At 57.0% G+C, this 18050-nt stretch carries 18 protein-coding genes; 8 read left to right on the forward strand and 10 right to left on the reverse strand.

The window, feature by feature from the left end; translation table 11 throughout:
* The first annotated feature begins 257 nt into the window (after window positions 1-257).
* Entirely contained in the window at window positions 258-437 is a 180-nt protein-coding gene (locus BM222_RS42460; RefSeq protein ID WP_244547346.1) for an autoinducer binding domain-containing protein, read from the forward strand.
* Window positions 397-810 carry a LuxR family transcriptional regulator gene (locus BM222_RS42465; RefSeq protein WP_244547347.1) on the forward strand — a complete coding sequence of 138 codons (414 nt, stop codon included), beginning with the start codon at window positions 397-399 and terminating at the stop codon, window positions 808-810. The genes BM222_RS42460 and BM222_RS42465 overlap by 41 nt, the downstream gene beginning before the upstream one ends.
* Window positions 811-1136: 326 nt before the next feature.
* Here the strand turns inward: BM222_RS42465 and BM222_RS32455 are convergent, their stop codons facing one another.
* Together BM222_RS32455 and BM222_RS40515 are read right to left on the reverse strand one after the other, a co-directional pair.
* A complete protein-coding gene (locus BM222_RS32455) occupies window positions 1137-1859 on the reverse strand; it encodes an outer membrane protein (protein ID WP_092237674.1) in 723 nt (240 codons plus the stop codon).
* Window positions 1860-2076: 217 nt separating this feature from the next.
* The gene (locus BM222_RS40515) at window positions 2077-2469 is read right to left on the reverse strand and encodes a hypothetical protein (protein WP_143106127.1); all 393 of its coding nucleotides are present in this window, start codon (window positions 2467-2469) and stop codon (window positions 2077-2079) included.
* A gap of 1073 nt (window positions 2470-3542) precedes the next feature.
* Here BM222_RS40515 and BM222_RS32460 point away from each other — a divergent pair.
* From BM222_RS32460 to BM222_RS32475, 4 genes are all read left to right on the forward strand, one after another.
* Complete coding sequence (locus BM222_RS32460) at window positions 3543-3809, forward strand: helix-turn-helix domain-containing protein (protein ID WP_092237677.1); 267 nt, start codon at window positions 3543-3545, stop codon at window positions 3807-3809.
* A 158-nt stretch (window positions 3810-3967) separates the two neighbouring features.
* Window positions 3968-4375 carry a DUF4258 domain-containing protein gene (locus BM222_RS32465; protein ID WP_092237680.1) on the forward strand — a complete coding sequence of 136 codons (408 nt, stop codon included), beginning with the start codon at window positions 3968-3970 and terminating at the stop codon, window positions 4373-4375.
* Window positions 4376-4388: 13 nt separating this feature from the next.
* Complete coding sequence (locus tag BM222_RS32470) at window positions 4389-4865, forward strand: helix-turn-helix domain-containing protein (RefSeq protein WP_177243595.1); 477 nt, start codon at window positions 4389-4391, stop codon at window positions 4863-4865.
* Window positions 4866-5202: 337 nt separating this feature from the next.
* On the forward strand, window positions 5203-5388 hold the full coding sequence (locus BM222_RS32475) for a YjzC family protein (RefSeq protein WP_092237683.1): 186 nt from the start codon (window positions 5203-5205) through the stop codon (window positions 5386-5388).
* A 5-nt stretch (window positions 5389-5393) separates the two neighbouring features.
* On the opposite strand, the gene BM222_RS43140 is transcribed toward BM222_RS32475, so the two are convergent.
* The gene (locus BM222_RS43140) at window positions 5394-5531 is read right to left on the reverse strand and encodes a hypothetical protein (protein ID WP_349509891.1); all 138 of its coding nucleotides are present in this window, start codon (window positions 5529-5531) and stop codon (window positions 5394-5396) included.
* 98 nt (window positions 5532-5629) lie between these two features.
* On the opposite strand from BM222_RS43140, the gene BM222_RS32480 reads away from it, so the two are divergent.
* Window positions 5630-6139 carry a toll/interleukin-1 receptor domain-containing protein gene (locus tag BM222_RS32480; RefSeq protein WP_349509892.1) on the forward strand — a complete coding sequence of 170 codons (510 nt, stop codon included), beginning with the start codon at window positions 5630-5632 and terminating at the stop codon, window positions 6137-6139.
* A 180-nt stretch (window positions 6140-6319) separates the two neighbouring features.
* Entirely contained in the window at window positions 6320-7300 is a 981-nt protein-coding gene (locus BM222_RS32485; RefSeq protein WP_092237689.1) for a hypothetical protein, read from the forward strand.
* A 497-nt stretch (window positions 7301-7797) separates the two neighbouring features.
* Here the strand turns inward: BM222_RS32485 and BM222_RS32490 are convergent, their stop codons facing one another.
* The 7 genes from BM222_RS32490 to nodD1 form a co-directional block, all read right to left on the reverse strand.
* Window positions 7798-8511, reverse strand: a complete 714-nt coding sequence (locus BM222_RS32490) for a hypothetical protein (RefSeq protein ID WP_143106128.1) — start codon at window positions 8509-8511, stop codon at window positions 7798-7800.
* A gap of 578 nt (window positions 8512-9089) precedes the next feature.
* Window positions 9090-9344, reverse strand: a complete 255-nt coding sequence (locus BM222_RS32495) for a hypothetical protein (RefSeq protein WP_244547348.1) — start codon at window positions 9342-9344, stop codon at window positions 9090-9092.
* Window positions 9345-10030: 686 nt separating this feature from the next.
* Complete coding sequence (locus tag BM222_RS32500; RefSeq protein ID WP_092237695.1) at window positions 10031-10393, reverse strand: NolY; 363 nt, start codon at window positions 10391-10393, stop codon at window positions 10031-10033.
* Between the two features lie 1438 nt (window positions 10394-11831).
* Complete coding sequence (locus BM222_RS32505) at window positions 11832-12962, reverse strand: branched-chain amino acid ABC transporter substrate-binding protein (protein ID WP_244547349.1); 1131 nt, start codon at window positions 12960-12962, stop codon at window positions 11832-11834.
* A 311-nt stretch (window positions 12963-13273) separates the two neighbouring features.
* Entirely contained in the window at window positions 13274-13978 is a 705-nt protein-coding gene (locus tag BM222_RS32510) for a MerR family transcriptional regulator (RefSeq protein WP_092237697.1), read from the reverse strand.
* 895 nt (window positions 13979-14873) lie between these two features.
* Complete coding sequence (locus BM222_RS32520; RefSeq protein ID WP_092237703.1) at window positions 14874-15863, reverse strand: LysR family transcriptional regulator; 990 nt, start codon at window positions 15861-15863, stop codon at window positions 14874-14876.
* A 558-nt stretch (window positions 15864-16421) separates the two neighbouring features.
* Window positions 16422-17366, reverse strand: a complete 945-nt coding sequence (gene nodD1 / locus BM222_RS32525) for a transcriptional regulator NodD1 (RefSeq protein ID WP_092237706.1) — start codon at window positions 17364-17366, stop codon at window positions 16422-16424.
* Between the last annotated feature and the right edge of the window lie 684 nt (window positions 17367-18050).

The raw sequence follows: 18050 nt of genomic DNA on the forward strand, positions 1-18050 counted from the left end.
GTGTAGCTCATGGACTGGAATTTGGCTCCGCCTGAACAAAGCGCAATTGAGAACGCTGATCGGCCGTCGAAATGAAACGCCCGTTATGGACCTCTTCAGCTTCACCGAATGCGCGAACCAGACGCATTCCCCTCAGGGCGCTGTTCGAGTTAGTTGTGGGCTATGCCACCAAGGAAGGGTTCAGCGAAGTCGCCTACGGCGCTCTCAACTTCGTCTAGCCAATTCGGCTAGAGGACTATCCACCTCCGACTGTGGCTGTGAAGTGGCCGCCGGACTGGTGCGAGCGGTACTTTAAGCGCAAGTACCATACCATCGATCCAGTGGTCCGGCGGACGCCGATGCTTTCGCGACCGTTTTTGTGGGATCACCTCGCCGAACACTATCAACTTCAACCGGATGAAAGGCGCGTCCTGGAGGAAGCGAGAGAGGGGGCCTGAAGCATGGGATGAGCGTGCCGTTGTTTGGCCCGTTGGGTCGGATATCTGTGGGCCGTTTGCATCCGCCTTCGACGATGCTGATCCTCAGGAGCGCATCGGGCATCTGAACACGCTCGCCTGTCTGTTTGACGCCGCCTACAGCGACATCGCTCGTCCTGGCAGCACCGTTTGCGAGAAGAAAGCGATGCTATCGAAGCGGGAGCTCAGTTGTATGCGGTGGGTCGCTGAGGGAAAATCGTCATGGGAAATTGGGATGATCCTAGAAATCAGCAAAAATACAGTCAATTTTCATGTCAAGAACCCGATGCGCAAACTGGGTGCGAACAGCCGGATTCAAGCAGTCACTATGGCTATTCGCCTTGATGTTCTTTGAACTCGATTGAGCGACGACCGCTGACCGTCACATCTTTCCGGCGAGTTGAGCATGGTCACGAACTCGCAAACAAAGTGCTCCTGAACTAGTCGGCTACCATCGCGCTGATGGAGGTTCTTGGACTTTCGTAAAGCCGATGGGGTGTGGAACTGGGGGAGCTATTTGCCTCACGAGTTGGACGTGACGGCCTCACTCTATCTAGCGGGCGAGCCTTTGCTCAAACAAGCTCGCAGCTGTGGCCTTGGAGCTGGGCCGGAGAGGAGCACTTGAGGAAAGAACCCCGACCAAGGGTCGGGGTCCCGATTCATGCAAGTGCGTGGGGATCTTTATCTGGCAAACGGCGAGCCAAACGTGTAGTTAAGCCGAGCCGTGATGAGGTCGACGTCCTGATGCACGCGATCGGTGCCAAGTGTCGCTGGGAAGCTGATGTTGCTGCGCTGCATGAACAAGTGGTTATACTCGACGCCAGCTGACCAGTTCGGCGTGAGGCTGACTTCGGCGCCTGCGCCCAGCACGCCTCCCCAACGCACATCATCGTTTTTGCCACCCGCACCGGTTGCCGCCGAGTTGACGTGATAGGTGTTGCTGGTCACCGCAGCACCGCCCTTGCCGTACACTAGCACAGAGTTGAATGCGTATCCGATATGGCCGGTGAGTAGACCGAATGCATCTGTCGTGGTGCCAATGGTGTCTGCCGGGAAGGCGGTGCTAACGTTGGAACCTTTGAAGTCCGCCCAGTTGCCCTGACCTTCGAAGCCGTAGACCGTGTTGAAGATTTGCCAACGATAGCCGATCTGGCCACCAAAGGTGCCGCCAGCCGAATCATGACAGCCCTCGGAGGTGACGCCATTAAAGTCCCAGCAATTGCGGCTCGTTCCCCAGCCACCATTGACGCCGACATAGTAGCCGGACCAATCGATGATTGGGGCTGCGAGCGCCGGCGGTGCCGCCTTGACCTTGGCAGGCTGCTCGGCCAAGTCCGCGCCGAATGAGGGAGCGGCCGCACCAAGTGCGCCGATGCTGGCAGTCAGAACTAGAATCTTTTTCATTGCAGTGTCGTTTCCTTTCGGTGCCCCCGGGCGCTGTGCGTTTAACAACATGAACGCGAATTGCTGTAACTGCCGCACAACATGTCTTGGAAAGAAATGTGCGCAATCGCACGCCACGTCAGATTGCTCGCCGCGCAACTCGCAGCTGCTTCGCTCCTACCGACTGCTGTGGCTCGGCGGCGGTCGCCGCGCCGATCCTTCGTCGTAAACGATGGGTTCAAACGTCGTTCTCTAAACTGCTGATATCGTTCGAGTGGGTGCGCCGGGCGATGCGCCGTGTCAGTCCGTATCGCGAACACCGGTTCGCGGCTGCGATGCGCCGCTGAGCTTCGAGCTTGGCACGATCGTACGCCTTGCCCGTCGTCTCCGATCTGGCGCTATGGCCCATCAGCTTGGTTTCGAGTTCTCGCACCAAAAAGGCTTTATCGCAGGAGCAGGCCGGCCCGCGTGAGGTTAGAGCCCGGGCGACATGTGCCGGCGGCCCCTCAACTATCAGCTTATCAATTTGGGTGACGGTGTCGGATTGTGATCGCGCGGCCGGTGCGACGCTCTGCCCGCTCTTCGCGGACGCACCTCCCCGTTGCCGCGCGGTCGGTACCGCGTTGCGCATGTCGTTCTCTCAATGTCAGGAGGATGAAGGACTATCGCTTGCGGCCAAGCGGTATGGTTCCTCCCTCGCTCAGCCGATCGCGATGGAAGGCAGCTTAGGGTTGCTTCACCTACTTCCGAGCTTGCTAGCCGAACAGCTGGGGCCAGAGCGGATCGAAGTGGTCGCACAAATCCTGAAATGCGGACTGTGCGGCACTCGCGATCAGTTGGATATTCAGGCGCGGCCAGAACGGCTGTTGCCTGAACCTGATGCGTCCAATGGCTCGATGCGAAGCCGTTGCGGACGTCCTCAATGGTTTCGTGGAAATTCTCATTGCGCTGCCCGACTGTGCCGAAACGGGGCGCGAGCACGCCGATCGCGCGTTGCTGTTCTGGCGTGAGCCCGTCCCAAGCCTTGCCGGCGTCAAAGGTGGGAGTTCATGGAAGGTCGGTAGATGGTCGGAGAGTGGGATATCTGCGTCGTCAATTGGCGGCTACCGGCGAGCCACGTCGAACCACAATGATAGTGCTGGCGTTCCAGACCGCCTTGCGCTGGCGACCGGCGTTCTCAAGGAAGACTTCGACCTTGCGGCGTGGCATCGCAACGCCAGCGCTCACGCCAAGCACGGTTTCGTTTGAGCCGGTCACGTCGCCCGTGTGAAGCAGGCGGGCCGGAACGCGAATGCGGGTGGTGTTGACGGTGGGGAAAGCATGCCTGCTCCACTATGCCCGGCGCTGCGCAGGGAGTTCGAAAGCGGGGCCATGCCAGTGCGGGCCACGCGGGCCTGACCGAAGCTGCTGCGGATCTAGAGGCCGAGGTAATAGCTTTAGGGATGGTCGACGTGATGAGCGCGGCCACGGCAAGAGAGTGCGTCGGCGAAGTCCGCCTTCGTGCGGGCGTGGGCTTCAGCCAAGAGCTTCGCGCACAGGTCGTTGGCCGCCGAACGCGAAGCGACATCGACAGAAGCCTTCCGTCCCACCGAAAGGAAAGGAGCGGGGATAGCTCCGCCGTTCACCGGGAGGGTGCTGTTCGTCATTTCGCTTGCCTTGATTACCGCCGTTCGATAATTTTAATATCACAGGGGAGAAGGGTTTGTGTCAATATTAAAAATATCAATCCGACAAATTAAGGCTGCAAGATCCTTGCTTGGATGGTCCCAAGAGGACCTCGCAGTTCAGTCAGGGGTCTCGAAGCCGACAGTCGGACGCCTAGAGGCGATCGATAGCGACGAACCTATCGGCGGTCGCCCGGAAACAGGCGAAGCGCTTGTTGTGGCCCTTGAGAAGGCCGGCGTCGAGTTCATCCCGGAGAACGGAGGAGGAGCTGGTGTGAGGCTGGCGAAGCGCGGCAAGGGGAAGTAGCGCCTCAGCCGCGAGAGGGCGCAAATGGACGCTAAAATAGGCTGTTTTGCTGCATACCATGTTTCTCGCGTGTCACATTCCCGCGAAATTAAGTCTGTCAGGAACGATCGTGCAAAGGATGTGTTGACAGCGCGGTAACCTATAATATTTATACGTGCATGAATGAACCGGACGATAAGCCAAGGCGACCGAAAAAGATACAGGCTGCCGAAGCGCAACCGGTCCGTGCTTCGGCCAAAGTCGTTCAGATCGGCCGCGCGTTCCCGCCGGCCCAACAGCCAGATCGGCTCAACAGTGCGGACGCGCTCAAGCTCGTTCGCATGCTCGCTGCCGACAGTAACAACATCGTCGTCATCAAACACGCGCGTGCGCGCGGAAGACAGCGGAGTATCACGCGCCCTCAGATTGAGCGGTGCATTCAAATGGGGAGCATTACAGAAGGTCCGTTCATCAACTCGCATGGGAGCTGGCAAGTCAATCTCTCGCGCTTCACCGCTGGTGAGCAAATCACCTGCGTTGTCGCGATTGACTGGCCTTCGCGGTTGATCATCGTCACCACCTTCTGAGGAGGAGAAGGCCATGTCAAAGCGCCACCATTACACAGAAAGCGGCCTTGATAACATTTACCTGGTTGACGGCTTCACGATCCACAAAACGCCGTACGGCGAAGGCGTATCGATTCAAAACGCTGCCGCCTTGCACAAGGCAATCGGCAAACACCTCGTCGCGCGTCCTATTCCGCTCAATGGTGCAGAGGTCCGCTTCCTTCGCACTGAAATGGAGTTAACCCAGCGCGATCTCGCCGGCATCATCGGTGCGACCGAGCAAACCCTTAGGCTGTGGGAAAAGAACCGGGGCAAGTTCATCCCGGGCACTGCCGATCGGCTGCTCCGCGCCCTGTATTCGGAGTTCGTTGGAGGAGATGTCCACATTCGGCAAATGCTTGAGCGTCTTGCCGACCTCGACCGACTGGAAAACAGGCCTACCTGCTTTAAGAAAAACAATAGCAACTGGAAGCCGTTACACGTGCCGCAACTTGAGCAGATGCAGGCATAGGCCTCTGGATCACTGCTACGAATTTCGACAGTTTGAGCGTTTTAAGGGCCTGGAGACGGGCCCTTTTCGTCTAGGGATGCCATCGAGCGTTCTCCAAAATTTTCCTGTTTTTCCGCCTTGAAACCTTTATTCACCCATAATATTTATGGGTCGTTGGGGTGAGCATTCCAATGAAACGCGCGCCTGAACGACGAAGCAGCCAGGTGGTCAGACCTGACGGCTTCGAAAACCGCCCCATGTCGTTGAGAGCCGTCATGGGACAGGCCCCGGTAAGGCGACCTGATATTCGTCTGGTCGTTGCCTGCGGTCAATCCTGGCTCTTGCATTGGACGGGCGCATGCTAAAGACATTTAAGCCGGGTGAAGAAGCCCCACGATCAGGGAATTACCTGCAAGTCGGCCCCCGCGGCGGACGGACCGGAGAGGAGCGCATCGTTACCCGTGGCGAGCCACTTCCGTCGACGCCAGTTTCTGGTATGAGCTACATTCTCGTCGATGCCACCAAGCATCGTACAGGACGGTAGGTGCATCATGGGAAGATGCACAGCACCTTCAGAAGGCCATCGCTCAGCGAGCGCTGCAGCGAGATGCCCTGCATGCCGCGGACGCTGGGGCGGCCGCTATGGTGGCTACAGTAGCTACTCGGCGCCATCTTACTCGTCCGCATCGTATTCTCCGTCGGTCAGAAGTGGTGGTGGCGGAAGCGGCGGCGGCGGGTCCGATAGCAGCCCAAGACCGCGATGGTCGCGTGCCGGTTCATCCGTGGTGTACTCGCCCGCCGAGGTTCAGACGCTCACTCCCATCCGCGATACTGTTGAGAAGCGAGCGCCGCTACCCGACCTTCGAGACATTTTTCTCTGCCATGCGTGGGACGATCGCCAAGGCTCCGCCAAGCAGTTGCACGACCTGCTCGAGGCACAAGGTGTTAAGGTCTGGTTCAGCGAGAAAGATGTAGCACTCGGCACGTCACTGCTTCGCGAAATCGACAGGGGCCTAGCGAAGTCCCGAATCGGGATTGTGCTGGTGACACCTGCGTTGCTGAGCCGCCTCGATTCAGAGGGGGCCATCTCTGACAAAGAGCTATCGGTACTCCTATCGCGCGACCAACTTGTCCCCATTGCGTATGGCACGACGTTTGAAGCTCTCCGCAACGTTAGCCCGATGCTCGCCTCGCGAAGCGGTCTGACTATTACTGCGGAGAATACTATGGCGAAGGTGGCAGCGAAACTCGCCGAGGTGGTGACAGTGTTGGGCCCAATAGCGCGGACTGCTTAGCCAGAGAACCACACACAGGACGATATCGGGCTCCCCGAAACTATCCAAAAACGTCTTCTGCATCTCAACGAATTAAGATGCGATCAGACCGATGATTCGTGTGCCTGATGCCAGCGGGCTGGGGAAACTGCGGCCAACCAGGCAACGTAATCGCATCAACAGCCTAGGAGAAATCCGTCAATGGCAGGTGCTCTTAATACCGACCTAATCCGTAATACCGTTTTCCGCCTTACCGACCCGTATGATCAGCGAGATCTGATCAGTTACATTCCGGATGACGCAAAGCTGCTCGATATTCTGAACATTTACGAGTTTGCACGTTTCCCGATCGAAAAGGCATTTTGCGTTGTCTGTAAGGCTCACCGCCACAAAAGAGGATTCACTGCCGCGCTGACAACTGGCCAGCGCGTGCTGGTAGGAAGCGCATGCGGTCAAAAGAAATTCGGTGCGAGTTGGGAAGAGGCCGAGAAACGTCTGCAGTTCAGAAGCGATCATCAGTACGAATTGCTAATGTATGACCGTCTGACGATGATCCGAGACGCACTGGAGGCCAAACTGCCGCAGTGGCTTCGGGTCTTCGAGCATCTTGAGGGCCGAAGGGCGGCGTTCTGTCGGATTTTTGGAGAAGTCTCTTCCCGACTCAACGAAGTGGCAATTCGCGGTGACGGTAGACTGAGCATTCACCGGAAGGTTAGAGCTTCCGCATTTCAACAGGCTCTAACTCGGGGCGACGACGAATACAAGGGGCGATTTACCTACCAAGAGGTTACTGTTGGCACATTGCTCGGATCTGGCTTCTTCGATCCCATGAACACGCATCGAGAGGTAGCTCAGGCTATTCGGAGCATCAATGACCATTCGTTCGAGATGGCGTTGATGCTCGATATGAAGAAGCGCCGCAAGGCGGTCGAACGCTCATTCGAATGTCTGCAACGATGCGCGGAAATCTATAACGACGTGGCCTCTTTTCTATCGACCGAAAATTTCGGTCGTGTCGCGCGCTGGACAGATCGAAATGACGGAATAAGACGCAAACTGGTTGCGCGTTCAAACGGGTTGTTCTTTGCCGATGATCTAAATCAGGGAATGACTCTTCTACCATTGCCCGATCTTGATGAGACATTGCTCGATTGTATTTGGGAGTATCGTCGCGCGAGCTAGCTCGTGCTCATGGTGCTGGCAAGTTTCGTGGCAGATGGCGGGTAGGCCGCTCCCAAAGCGGCATCTATCTTTGACAACGTGGGCTATAGCTGATGGGCTTGGGCCGGCTCTAATTTAACGCTCTCGCACTCACCAGGTCTGCAAGCCGCGCGTGAAAACCAGCCGCCACATTGCTGGATGCAAGATTCTATCTGAGCGCGAGGCAAATTGCGGCCAGGACGATTGCGATGAAGCCAGGGCGACGCATATGCCTCGCTTATCGAATGGCGTCCTCGGCGTATCGACGCCAAGCTCTAAATCAGCGGACAGGTCGTCGCTATCTTCGACGCCGGCCAAGCGTTAATCCATTCCACAGCGGTTGGATCACCTGCTTTTAAGTGCACACGACAGAAGCTTGGGAGACCTCCAAACTGGACGGGCGGAAAGCAAACATCGTCGTCGCATTTGAAGGTCGAATAGAACTTGTAGAAGTCGGGGACGGAACTTCGGCTCGGCAACTAGGTGGGCCTTGCGCCGCCTGATTGAGCTGGAAGTCCAACCCGCGCTGCCAGCAGTTCCGCCTCCGCTGCCGTTAGCCATGTCGGAGGTATATATGCGCCTCGAGCGCGACAGAGACGCACCATATTGTGCATGTCTTTGAGGTACGCATCGAATCGTTCGAGACGCGGGTTCATCACCGTTTTCGAGCTCCAAAACTGGACTGACTTTAGGAGGTCGACGGGCTCCTCAGAGACATACCAGCGACTCGGATCATCGCCGAGCGCGGCAGCCGTTTCATTCAGTTCCCGGCCTTCTGCGGTTGAATACCCTGGATGATCTTGCCAACGACCGATTGTTGGATTCTCAGAAAGCCTGAACCCGATGGCGACCCGGTTCAACGCCAGAGCGTCCGATACGTCCTCTCCTGGGAAATCCTCGTGTTTGATGGAACCATTGGCGTCCACCAACCTGATTTGCGTGTCACGCAAGCAATTCGGGATCGTGATCTCGGAGGTGAACCAGGCCAGGGGAGGGAAATCTGTCATAGACCGACGAAGTTTAGCGTCCGTCGTGATTTGGCCGAGACGAGGATGGATTGGCGGAAGCCCCTTACCCTCGACTTCGATCACGCCTGACATCCAAAGCAAGTTGGTTCGAAGTGTGCTGGTGTGGTGATAGACGACGAGACCTCCTTGGACATCCATCAGCTTGCGGCGTTTTGCTTCGCCCATAATCTCCTCCATATCCAAAGGGGTACGATCCGCGATCGGCGAAAAAGGTCAAGTATGGTCGGTACCGCTTTTCCTTGTGAACATCTGCGAACAACCGACGCATTCTGCCCCCAACAGCGCATCCTACCTAACGATTTCAATGCTGTAGACTTAACGAGAGGTTAACGATGATCTGCGACGCAGAGCGGAGGTGTCTGGCTCCATCTGTCGCAAGGGACGCCAACAAGCCGCGCCTAAAATGCTGGCTCGATGGCGCGCCAACGTGGCTCGTCCGGCAACACTTGCACGATTGTGCCGAGCTCAGGGGCAGGAGAGAAAATGATGATCAGTGCCCTGACGTCAACGAATACCAGTGCTGCCGCGGCCTCTCATCGTCGACCCGGCCCGGTGTTCAGCTTACGGGCCTCGGGTCGGCAGATGAGGTGCAGAGGTAACAGCTTTCGGCAACGTTCTCATCAACGAAGATGCACAAGAGGAGAGTAAAGTCTGCTCGATCGCGCGCTAACCCGGTTGTTCTATCGTATTGCACCGCTGAATGCGATGAGACCAAACCCTCTCGACGGGAAAGGTGAAGCGCCTCACTTCCGACTCGACGGCGCCAATTCAGCCCGCAAGTTTCGTATCGCTTCGTTTGCCAGAGTTAGAGTATTCCGTTCGCCGTTTTTAACCGAACATTCGAGGTAAGTGCGCAACCGGCTATGAAGAACGGCCTTGAGATTATGTGCTAACAACGGATCCGTCTCGACAAAGCTCCATGCCTTGTCAAATGCGGCGCTCACGACGGCGTCTGGCACCTGCGCGTTCTGGGAAAAGATCTGATCCATCTCAAACATTCCTCGACATCCTGAAACAGAGCAAACCGAGATTATGCAGCGTGTGTCAGCAGGCAGGACATCAACCCAGCAGACTTTCTATCGGTCTGCTCTCGATGCTTTGTAGGGAGCATATACATGCTTGTTGAAATTCCGATGACCTAACGTCGCATTGCTTGGCCGCAATCGGAAGGATTCGGAAAAAGTTAGAATCGAAATCGAAATGCGGGTCCATCGTTCTTTGCTTGCCGGAGTGGTCCTGTTGGTCGGCATCGGTCAAAAATCGCTAGATGTGGCTGCGCTTCATGCTCGGAGCATCTGCACCAAACAGTAGCGACTCAAGCCGAGCGCTATGAAAATGACAGGCCTGATCATTTCTCGCTCTGCGGCCAAAAAGCGTTCAAACACAATGGCGCTGGTTATATTCGCTCCAGGATCACGTAGCGTGTTCCGGATGCGACGTGTCGGCTTTCTGACACATCCCGAATGACCCATCGACGTGTTACTCACCCAGCGTACGGCTTTCTGCTCTGTGTGTGGCGCTTGTTCCAGGTCAGTCGCCTACACGGGAGCGCGATGCAACGGCAATTGAGATGCTCGCGAGACGGGCTGTTTGTCACCTGGTAAAAGAAGCGGTGGCCGTTCGTTTCCGGGCTCAAAACAGAAGGAGCGGAGGGGAAGCCGGCACCGAGCATTCGTAATAAACCTCAGTCCACTGCTGCACGTGAAAAAATGAGCTTGGCGATCGTCATTCGATTGGCGGAGGTGCGTAGCGCTTCCGGTAACGACGCCACAGTTTGATCAAAAAGGCGTCCCAAAACCCGAAGATCCTCGGGGTAGTAGACGCCGCGGTCTTGCGACAGTCGCATTCGTCCGCCGCCGGTTCGGGCGTCGCCAAGCTGGACGAGCTCCAGCTCCGCCGCAATCATTTGACTTAAGAGCGCATTGAGCAGTCGGATCGCTTCGAGCTCGTTGCCTTCTTCGCGCATGAGTCCCGCCACGATGTCGAGTTGCAGATCGATGCGATCCTCGAGGTGTTGTATGCGTGAATTGGAAGGGTCAAGTTCCACGGTATTTCTCCAAAGTAGTGAATGCAACACAGGCTGACTAAAGGTATCGCTTTGCGTACGCCAAACGGCGGAAGCTTCGCTGGACAAATGAATGCTGCACGGGAGGTGCGCCGGTTTCCTAAAAGGGGCACATAGGTGCCGCGAAAGGTCTGCAAAGGCAGACTGACGGTCCAAAGGGAAAACGAAAACTGTTGATTGCCGGCGATTTGAACGGATTTGCGAGCCATCCTGCGCTCGGCAGCAGCAGTGACTCCGTTCGACGCCATGCAGCCGATTGTACCACTTTGGTCGGAGGCCGCGATGACAGTGTCGGACAGGTGACGCTACCGGCCTGGTCGGAGCGAAAAGTCCAACCCGCACCGGTGCAGAGGGCAGTTCAGCTGCCCAAGCTCTATGCTGCAGAGCATTTACCATTGCCGAACAGTTTGCGTGAGAGCTGACGTCTTGGCCTCATCAAGTATCATGCCAAAAGAGATGGCGACGATGTGAGAGATTGCGCGCCAGACTGAGATTTGACCTCGCACTGCATTCGCCCCCACATGTCTCGCTGCCAAGCAACGCTCGACGCAGCCACGACAGACGTGAGCTGGACTGCGACCAAGCTGAAAAGCATTTGATAACACGCGACATTCGTGAGCTGTGCTTTCCGTAAGCCGGCGGCCGACTTATGCGGTGTTAGGCTAGAATTAGTAAAATCGAAAGTGTTGATGGAATGCATCCAGTTCGTTGATAGGCAGCTATCTCACTGCCTTCATCGGAAACCCGTTGATTGGTGTTTCCGGCTGTCTAGTCTCGGCAAGCTTGAGGGATGTCGGCAGGTTGCTGATCCGCCGGCCGGCCATGATTGAGGGGGCACGAATAGTTTCGATGAATCCCGAACTCTGGGCGGTCTCCGAAGTGGGAGACGTGCGTCTTCTATCCGGCAGCTCGGCTGCCCCCACTACTCTGGTATAGCCTAGGTAGTGGGTCCGACTGCGTCATACCGTCCCTCTCTCATTCGTTCGTGGATCAGAGCTTGTGATCGAGACAAGAGAATACGTGGATGCTGGTCCAGCCGAATCTGACAGAAAGCGCGACGGCCTCTCAGCTACGCCGTGCTTGACCATAAGCATTGTTAGCTTCGCTTTGCCCTATCTTGAACCTGCAATCACTTGGCCGCAGAACGATCATGTCTTCAAACCCGGTAGAACTACATGGCCGGTTTCAGAGACCCTATGGCTGGGCGGATCAGGCAAAGGGGGCTGCTATTTGTCTATCATCGGACGTAGAACCTCTGTCTGGTCAGGGCTGGGTAGCTCTGCGAGCGCGGCAGCGAGCGCGAGAAATGCTCCAAGAGCGAGGAGTATAAAGCAGCCAGCTATTATCGCTGCGAAGACGTTCTGAGGACGTCTCATCATTCGCGATACGTTTCGTTCCGGGCGGCGGCGTTGCATGAGAATCAGTACTCCTTGACCCGTTCAGCATGGCCGTCGCGCCAGCGGTAAACCAAAAATCTAGAAGCCGTGTTGTCGCCCTTTTTATCGAACCGGACCTGCCCAATTACAGTATCGATCGGCCGTGAACGGAGCGCGCTGGCGACCCGGGCAGCATCGAAGGAGCCGCTCCGGTTCACCGCTTCTGCCCAGGCTTGCACGGCTGCATAAGCGTACAGCGTGTAGCCTTCAACGGACAGGCCGGAGGCTTTGAGGGTGGCGGCCACGCCGGCCGCGTTGGCATCTCCAGCGGGGTCAGCCATAAAGGTAAACAACGTGTCATTCCCAGCGCTGCCGGTGATGGCCCAGAATTCGGAGCTCATCAACGGATCGTTGGCCATGACTACGAAGTTTGCGTTTGCTTCTGACGCCTGGCGTACAAACAATCCAATTTCAGTGTGGTAGCCCCCGATATAGGCGACGCGCACCCGATCCTTCTTCATTCTTGAAACCAACGCTCTGAAGTCCTTTTCACCGGCGATATAGCTTTGCCGGCTGACCTCTCGCCCGAGCCGATGAAGCTGGGCTTCGACCACGTCGGCAATACCCTTGCCAGCAGTGCTCTTGTCATCGAGCACCGCGATGTTCTCGTTGGTGTGCTTCGCATGAATGTAGTCGGCGGCAACGATTCCCTGTTGGTCGTCGCGGCCGCAGATGCGAAAGATCGTTTCGAGCCCGCGCTCCGTCAGCCGAGAACTTGATGAGCCTGGTGATACCTGAACGATGCCTGCTTCGGCATAGACGTGAGAGGCCGGGATCGAAGAAGCGGAACAAAAATGGCCAACCACCAACAGAACCCGCTCTGTTGCGAGCTTATTCGCGACTGCGACAGCTTGTCTTGGGTCGCAGGCGTCGTCAACGACACTCAGTACGACCTTGGCATGGTCGGGAAGTAGGCCCGAAGCGTTTATGGCCTCGACTGCCGCAGCCGCACCATCGCGCATTTGCGCGCCGAACGTTGCGCTGCTTCCGGTCATTGGACCAGCTACCGCGATCTTTATTTCAGAGCCGCGCGCGAAGGGAGAGGCCAAAGCGCAGAAGAGAAGCGCTGCACGCGCAATAGAGGCAGGCCGCATATTTACCATTCCGATGGACATCTAAAGTAAAACCGCATGTAGTTGTGATCTGCCGCCGTTCGAGGTCGCTTGCCGAGGCAAACGCGCGTTGGTTCGACGGGCCCCATCGGCGAAGGTCTACAATCTGACGTTACGTCCGGATCAAGCCCCTTGGGACAAGCAGTAGATGCTCCGGGGACGCGGATCGTTGGGCAGAGTCCAATCTCTGCGATCCGCTAAACCTCATAGCCGCATCACAAAGAGGGCGGCCGTCAATCCCGCGCTTTCAGCCTACACTGGCTGAATGATGGAAACGTAAGCTACTGCCAATGGCCGTGAATGCATCAGTACGGCTATTCTTCCAACCCGCCAAGGGCGAGATCGAGATATTGCATTAAGCAGGGATCCCAGCCAGCCAGGCTGCGGGGGGCGCTTAATCGTGCGAGTACTTTCAGGATCATGGAAACGCGTGAATCGGCGCCCGCGATTTCGCTGATCAGCAAGCGCGCAGCACCCGCGACAGCCTTTGCGCGCTCGCCACAAGGATGTTCGCCTTCCTCCATGCACGCACGAAGGTCGTCACGGATTCGCCGCCAGCGGTCCTCGCGGTCCGCGGCAAGATTGCAGGCGCATGGCGGCGGATCACCACGCGTCTCCGCCCGCGACATCGCACTGAGGGTGGCAGGTAGCTCATCCATACTTACCTTCGCCTCGCCGTCGACGGTCATGTTACGCAATCTGTCGCGCAATAGAGTGGCTCGGGCAACTTGGAGCTCTATGCGCTCTAGATGCTTGCGCAGAAGGTCCGTGAGTGAGGTGGTGCCCTCCATAGCTTTACGGATCTCGACCAGCGAGAAACCAAGCTCACGCAGCGCACGAATTTGGTGAACCCGTTGCACGCTTTCTCGGTCATACATCCGGTGACCACCGTCGGTGCGCTCCGTGGCTGCCAAGAGGCCAGTGTGCTCATAGTGGTGCAACGTGCGTACCGTTACTCCGGTCGCATCTGCAAGTTCGCCAATGCGCCATCGACGCCGTCTTGGTGCAGGTCTGTTCATGTTGTTTCAATTTCAAAGCCTACAACCTGACGTCACGTATGATTCAAGCGGCTTTGTAAGCTCCAGCTAAATCGTCTTCCATTCCAGACCGCGTGTGGTGACTATCCTTAAGATGGCAGCTGATCAACCTCAGGGGAAAGGGTAATGAACAAGTTCATCAGGCGGACCAATCGAGTCTCGCCAGCGGCCGTACGCTCCAAGATGAGTTTGGCGATAGCTGTGCGATTGTCTTGACTCCGCATGGATGGGGGAAGCGCGTTGATTGCGTCGTCGTAAACTCGTCCGAGGGCCGAGAGCTCTTCCGGATCGAAGACCCCGCTGCAAAGGTTCAACGTCAAGCTCCTTATTTTGGTTTGCATCAAGCGCAGCGCACGTCGTCAAGACGTTTGGCTGCGGTAGGGCCAAAAGAAGACATAGGTGCGGCATTCAGCTGTGAGTGTCGCGATGCTCCGCTCGGTGATGCGACAGGGCCACACGCGTATGCGACACTTGCTTAGACAGCGCGGCGGCTCCTGGCCATGTGTAAGGTCGAGGGCCGCGGTGCTCACAACGCAATTTGGCAAGGCTCCGGAGAAGCTGATCGGATCGGTTCATCGGCAGCAATTGCTGACCTGGACAGTTGACGACGAGAGTCCGCGCATGTCCCGACCTCTTTTGGCAGGTGCGTCCCGCGGCCGGATGTGTAACGCTCAGCGTGGACTCATTGCTCCGCTGGCGTCTCTAATGCGGCTGACAGTGTGCAGCTTGGAGGAGCTAACGCGAACCTACGAAAGGCCGAAGAGCGCCTTAACGGAGTCCACCGCGAGGGTCTCTATTGTTGGGCAATGAGAGCAAACCATGCGAGGCGTCTGTGTGATCTGCGTCGGAATGAGAGGTTCGCGGCCGCGGAACGTCCTTACGACGATGACGAGACAGATCGTACGGAATCTCCCGCGGCGTGCGATTCTTGGGAAGTGCTAATAGGCGGCTCTTGTACTGTTGCCATGCGGGTGGCCTCCTGCAGGAAGATTTCCCTCAGCCACAGGCTTTCCGGGTCACTGTTGTGAAGCGCGGGCCATTGGACCGCCTCAGTGAAAGCGGGGGATTGATGCGGAAGCTCGACAATCTGAAGTGGCATCGTTCTTTGGAAATGCTTAGCTAGCCCTAGCGGCATCGTGCTGATGCGGTTCGTCCCAAGTAAGAGCGGCGGCACCATGCTGAAGCTCTGCACGAGAATGTCGATGCGCCGGGAGGGGCCGGGATCGATTAAGAATGGATGCTCAAATGACCCCGGGGGCACAGCTCCGTGCTTAACTGCAACGTGGCCCATCGACATATATCGATCGGATGTAAGCCGGTTTTGTAATTCCTTGTTCGTGCCGCAGCCTACGCAGACGAGTCTCTCATCGAATAGCGCCGCTCTGGGGTGCGCGCTCGACAACAAAAAGTCCGGCAGGATGACAAAATCGAGTTCGCCGCGGCGGAGAAGCTGCTCGTGCTGATCGGTCGGGGCGACCAGTGCGAAGCTGACGGTCGGGGCCTCTCGCGTGACGCGCTCCACGACGTTTCGGAAGAATACAATTGTTATAAAATCAGAAAGGGCAATCCTGAATCGGCGGCTCAGTCGAGCTGGGTCGAACGCGTCTCGCGCAATGATTGAGAGTTCAATGTGCCTTAGAGCCTCGCGCACGGGAGCCGCAAGGCCTTCCGCGCGGGACGTCAAGACGAGCTCGCGGCCCCTCATTCCAAACAAATCATCACCGAAGTACGAGCGCAGCCGCGCCACGGCTGCGCTCATGGCCGGCTGACTGAGATGGAGTTTTCGTGCCGCCGAGCTTAGGTTGCGCTCAGCTATCAGAGCATCGAGCGCGACGAGAAGATTAAGATCTAGACCTTTGAAACGCATCTCTTCCTATCTGGGACAAACGTCTTTGCGGCGCAAAAGCGTGGGCTCGCAGCTGCGTCTTGAGCAATCGTCTTGGCGCGCCCGAATGAACGTCGGCCAATCCCGGCATCGCGAAAAGAAGATCGCGAAGTGATCTCTAGAGTAGAGAGCAGCAGTAGGCCGGTCAGCAGCGGCAGGAGAGCGTCAGGAGCCTCTAAGCTGATTGGTCTGGCCGGCTCCGGTTGACCAGGCAGTGTAGATCGCTGACGCCAGGTCAACCCGGCCGCCGTGAGCGCGGTGAGTTCGCCAAAGCGCCCCGTCGAGAGCTGCGTCGTGCAGCGCCAGTCAGGATCGTGATCCTACAATCTGACGCAATGTCCGATTCAAGCTCTTTTATTCGCCAGGCAAAACATCTGTACTGGAGGCATGTTCTTCCGCGATAGCGCCGGATGGAGCTTGAATCCAGCGCAAGTGTATCAAACCACTCTTGTGAGTTTTATCGCCTTGCACCTGGGAACGCCTTCGCGACCATTCGCCGCATTCGTGCTTGGGTGTTCAGGGTGCGGCTGACGGTAAGCGCTAACAGCGCCTGCGATTTGGAGGCTTCTGCTCACCAGATGCCATGTTGGATGCCTCCTCGAGTACTATCCGTCGCATCCAGATGCTCGCGGGATCAGTATTGTGAAACGAGGGCCACTGCAGCGCCTCTGTGAATGTGGGTAGGGGGAGAGGCGGTTCGATGATCCGCAGTGGCATCCGCTTTTCGAAGTGTCTGGCCAGGCGTAAGGGCATCGTGCCGATACGGCTCGTGTCTAACAGTATAGGCGGAATCAGGCTAAAGCCCTGCACGACGACCTCTATTCGTCTTCTGACGCCGTGCTCAAGCAAAAACCATTCTTCGAGGTTTGGTCTCAGTGCCCGCCCGAACTTGGCAGTCACGTGTCCCATCGAGAGGTACTTCTCAAACGTAAGCTGCCGGGATAGTTGCGTGTTCGCACGGCATCCCACGCATACGAGCGTCTCGTCGAACAGCGTCGCCTTAGGATGCGCGCTCGACATGAACAGTTCCGGCAGAATGAGAAAGTCGACCTCCCCCCGCCGCAGCAGCTCATCCGGTTCATCGGAAAATGGCAGCAGTTCGAAGCGCACGGCGGGGGCTTCTTGTGCCATCCGGTCGATGATTCTGCGGAAAAACACGATTGTCATGAAATCCGAGAGAATGACCCTGAAGCGCCGAGTGGACTGAGCCGGGTCGAATGCCTCTCGTGATATGATCGAGAGTTGGATGTGCAGCAGAGCCTCGCGAACCGGGCCTGCAAGTGCCTCCGCAGCAGGGGTCGGGACGAGTTCTCGACCTTTCATAGTAAATAGCTCATCGCGGAAATAGGTGCGCAGCCGTGCGATAGCAGCGCTCATAGCGGGCTGGCTCAGGTTAATTTTGCGAGCCGCCGCTGTGAGATTGCGCTCCGTCATGACGGCGTCGAGCGCAACGAGAAGATTTAGATCGAGTCCCTTGAACCGCATGCCGTAAGTCTATCCATCGCGTGGATGCATTGCATCGAAACAATCGATTTTACCAAACTGCGGGAGATTGGATAGCAAACTGAAGTTTGAAAAAGTAATTAGGCCCACCGCGATGCCTCTTTGTCGTTCACGTGCGCTCGCCGAAAATCTTCCGCATGGGAGAGCGAATCGCGTCATCCGTTTTGAGGGTGCCTATAGGTGCGCGGTGTCGCTTCTTCTCGGTGCTAGGCCCGCTCGATCGAGCGCGAAGCAAGTCCCGATAAACCTTGGTATGCGGATTTCAACCGTTCCCATATTTGACGTTTACTCGCGTACAATTGAGAGCGCTTCAGCCTCATTATACTGTCGGGAAATAGCGGCAGACGCAGTTTGCGAATGCCAAGCTTTGCAGGCCCTCTTGAAGCGGCCTGCTTGTCCAGCGTGTTCGGGGCGTCGTGAAGATGTTTAAGGAGCAGTTTGATTCGGTGCCGCTCAGATGCGCCATCGATGAGGCCCCGCGCCTCAATAGCTTGTCGCAAGACGACAATATGCCGGATTGCGTCGCGACGGGAGCGGCAAGAGCTTCCTGGCGCAAACAGGATCTGCCTTGTCCAATCGCCTCTAAGGCATCTTCGGACATATCGCTCGCATGGCACATCTGCCGGATCAAATGTGCGGACCGAGCCATGGCTGCGCTGGGCGCAA

The sequence above is a fragment of the Bradyrhizobium sp. Gha genome, assembly GCF_900113735.1.
Classification (GTDB): Bacteria; Pseudomonadota; Alphaproteobacteria; order Rhizobiales; family Xanthobacteraceae; genus Bradyrhizobium.

Coding starts and splice junctions, on each gene's coding strand:
- nodD1 (WP_092237706.1), bottom strand. CDS start 17,366: ATGCGGTTCAAGGGACTCGATCTAAATCTTCTCGTTGCGCTCGACGCC.
- BM222_RS43140 (WP_349509891.1), bottom strand. CDS start 5,531: ATGCGGACGAGTAAGATGGCGCCGAGTAGCTACTGTAGCCACCATAGC.
- BM222_RS32520 (WP_092237703.1), bottom strand. CDS start 15,863: ATGCGTTTCAAAGGTCTAGATCTTAATCTTCTCGTCGCGCTCGATGCT.
- BM222_RS32510 (WP_092237697.1), bottom strand. CDS start 13,978: ATGAACAGACCTGCACCAAGACGGCGTCGATGGCGCATTGGCGAACTT.
- BM222_RS32465 (WP_092237680.1), top strand. CDS start 3,968: ATGAATGAACCGGACGATAAGCCAAGGCGACCGAAAAAGATACAGGCT.
- BM222_RS40515 (WP_143106127.1), bottom strand. CDS start 2,469: ATGCGCAACGCGGTACCGACCGCGCGGCAACGGGGAGGTGCGTCCGCG.
- BM222_RS32470 (WP_177243595.1), top strand. CDS start 4,389: ATGTCAAAGCGCCACCATTACACAGAAAGCGGCCTTGATAACATTTAC.
- BM222_RS32475 (WP_092237683.1), top strand. CDS start 5,203: ATGCTAAAGACATTTAAGCCGGGTGAAGAAGCCCCACGATCAGGGAAT.
- BM222_RS32505 (WP_244547349.1), bottom strand. CDS start 12,962: ATGTCCATCGGAATGGTAAATATGCGGCCTGCCTCTATTGCGCGTGCA.
- BM222_RS32455 (WP_092237674.1), bottom strand. CDS start 1,859: ATGAAAAAGATTCTAGTTCTGACTGCCAGCATCGGCGCACTTGGTGCG.
- BM222_RS32490 (WP_143106128.1), bottom strand. CDS start 8,511: ATGGGCGAAGCAAAACGCCGCAAGCTGATGGATGTCCAAGGAGGTCTC.
- BM222_RS32485 (WP_092237689.1), top strand. CDS start 6,320: ATGGCAGGTGCTCTTAATACCGACCTAATCCGTAATACCGTTTTCCGC.
- BM222_RS42465 (WP_244547347.1), top strand. CDS start 397: ATGAAAGGCGCGTCCTGGAGGAAGCGAGAGAGGGGGCCTGAAGCATGG.
- BM222_RS32495 (WP_244547348.1), bottom strand. CDS start 9,344: ATGTTTGAGATGGATCAGATCTTTTCCCAGAACGCGCAGGTGCCAGAC.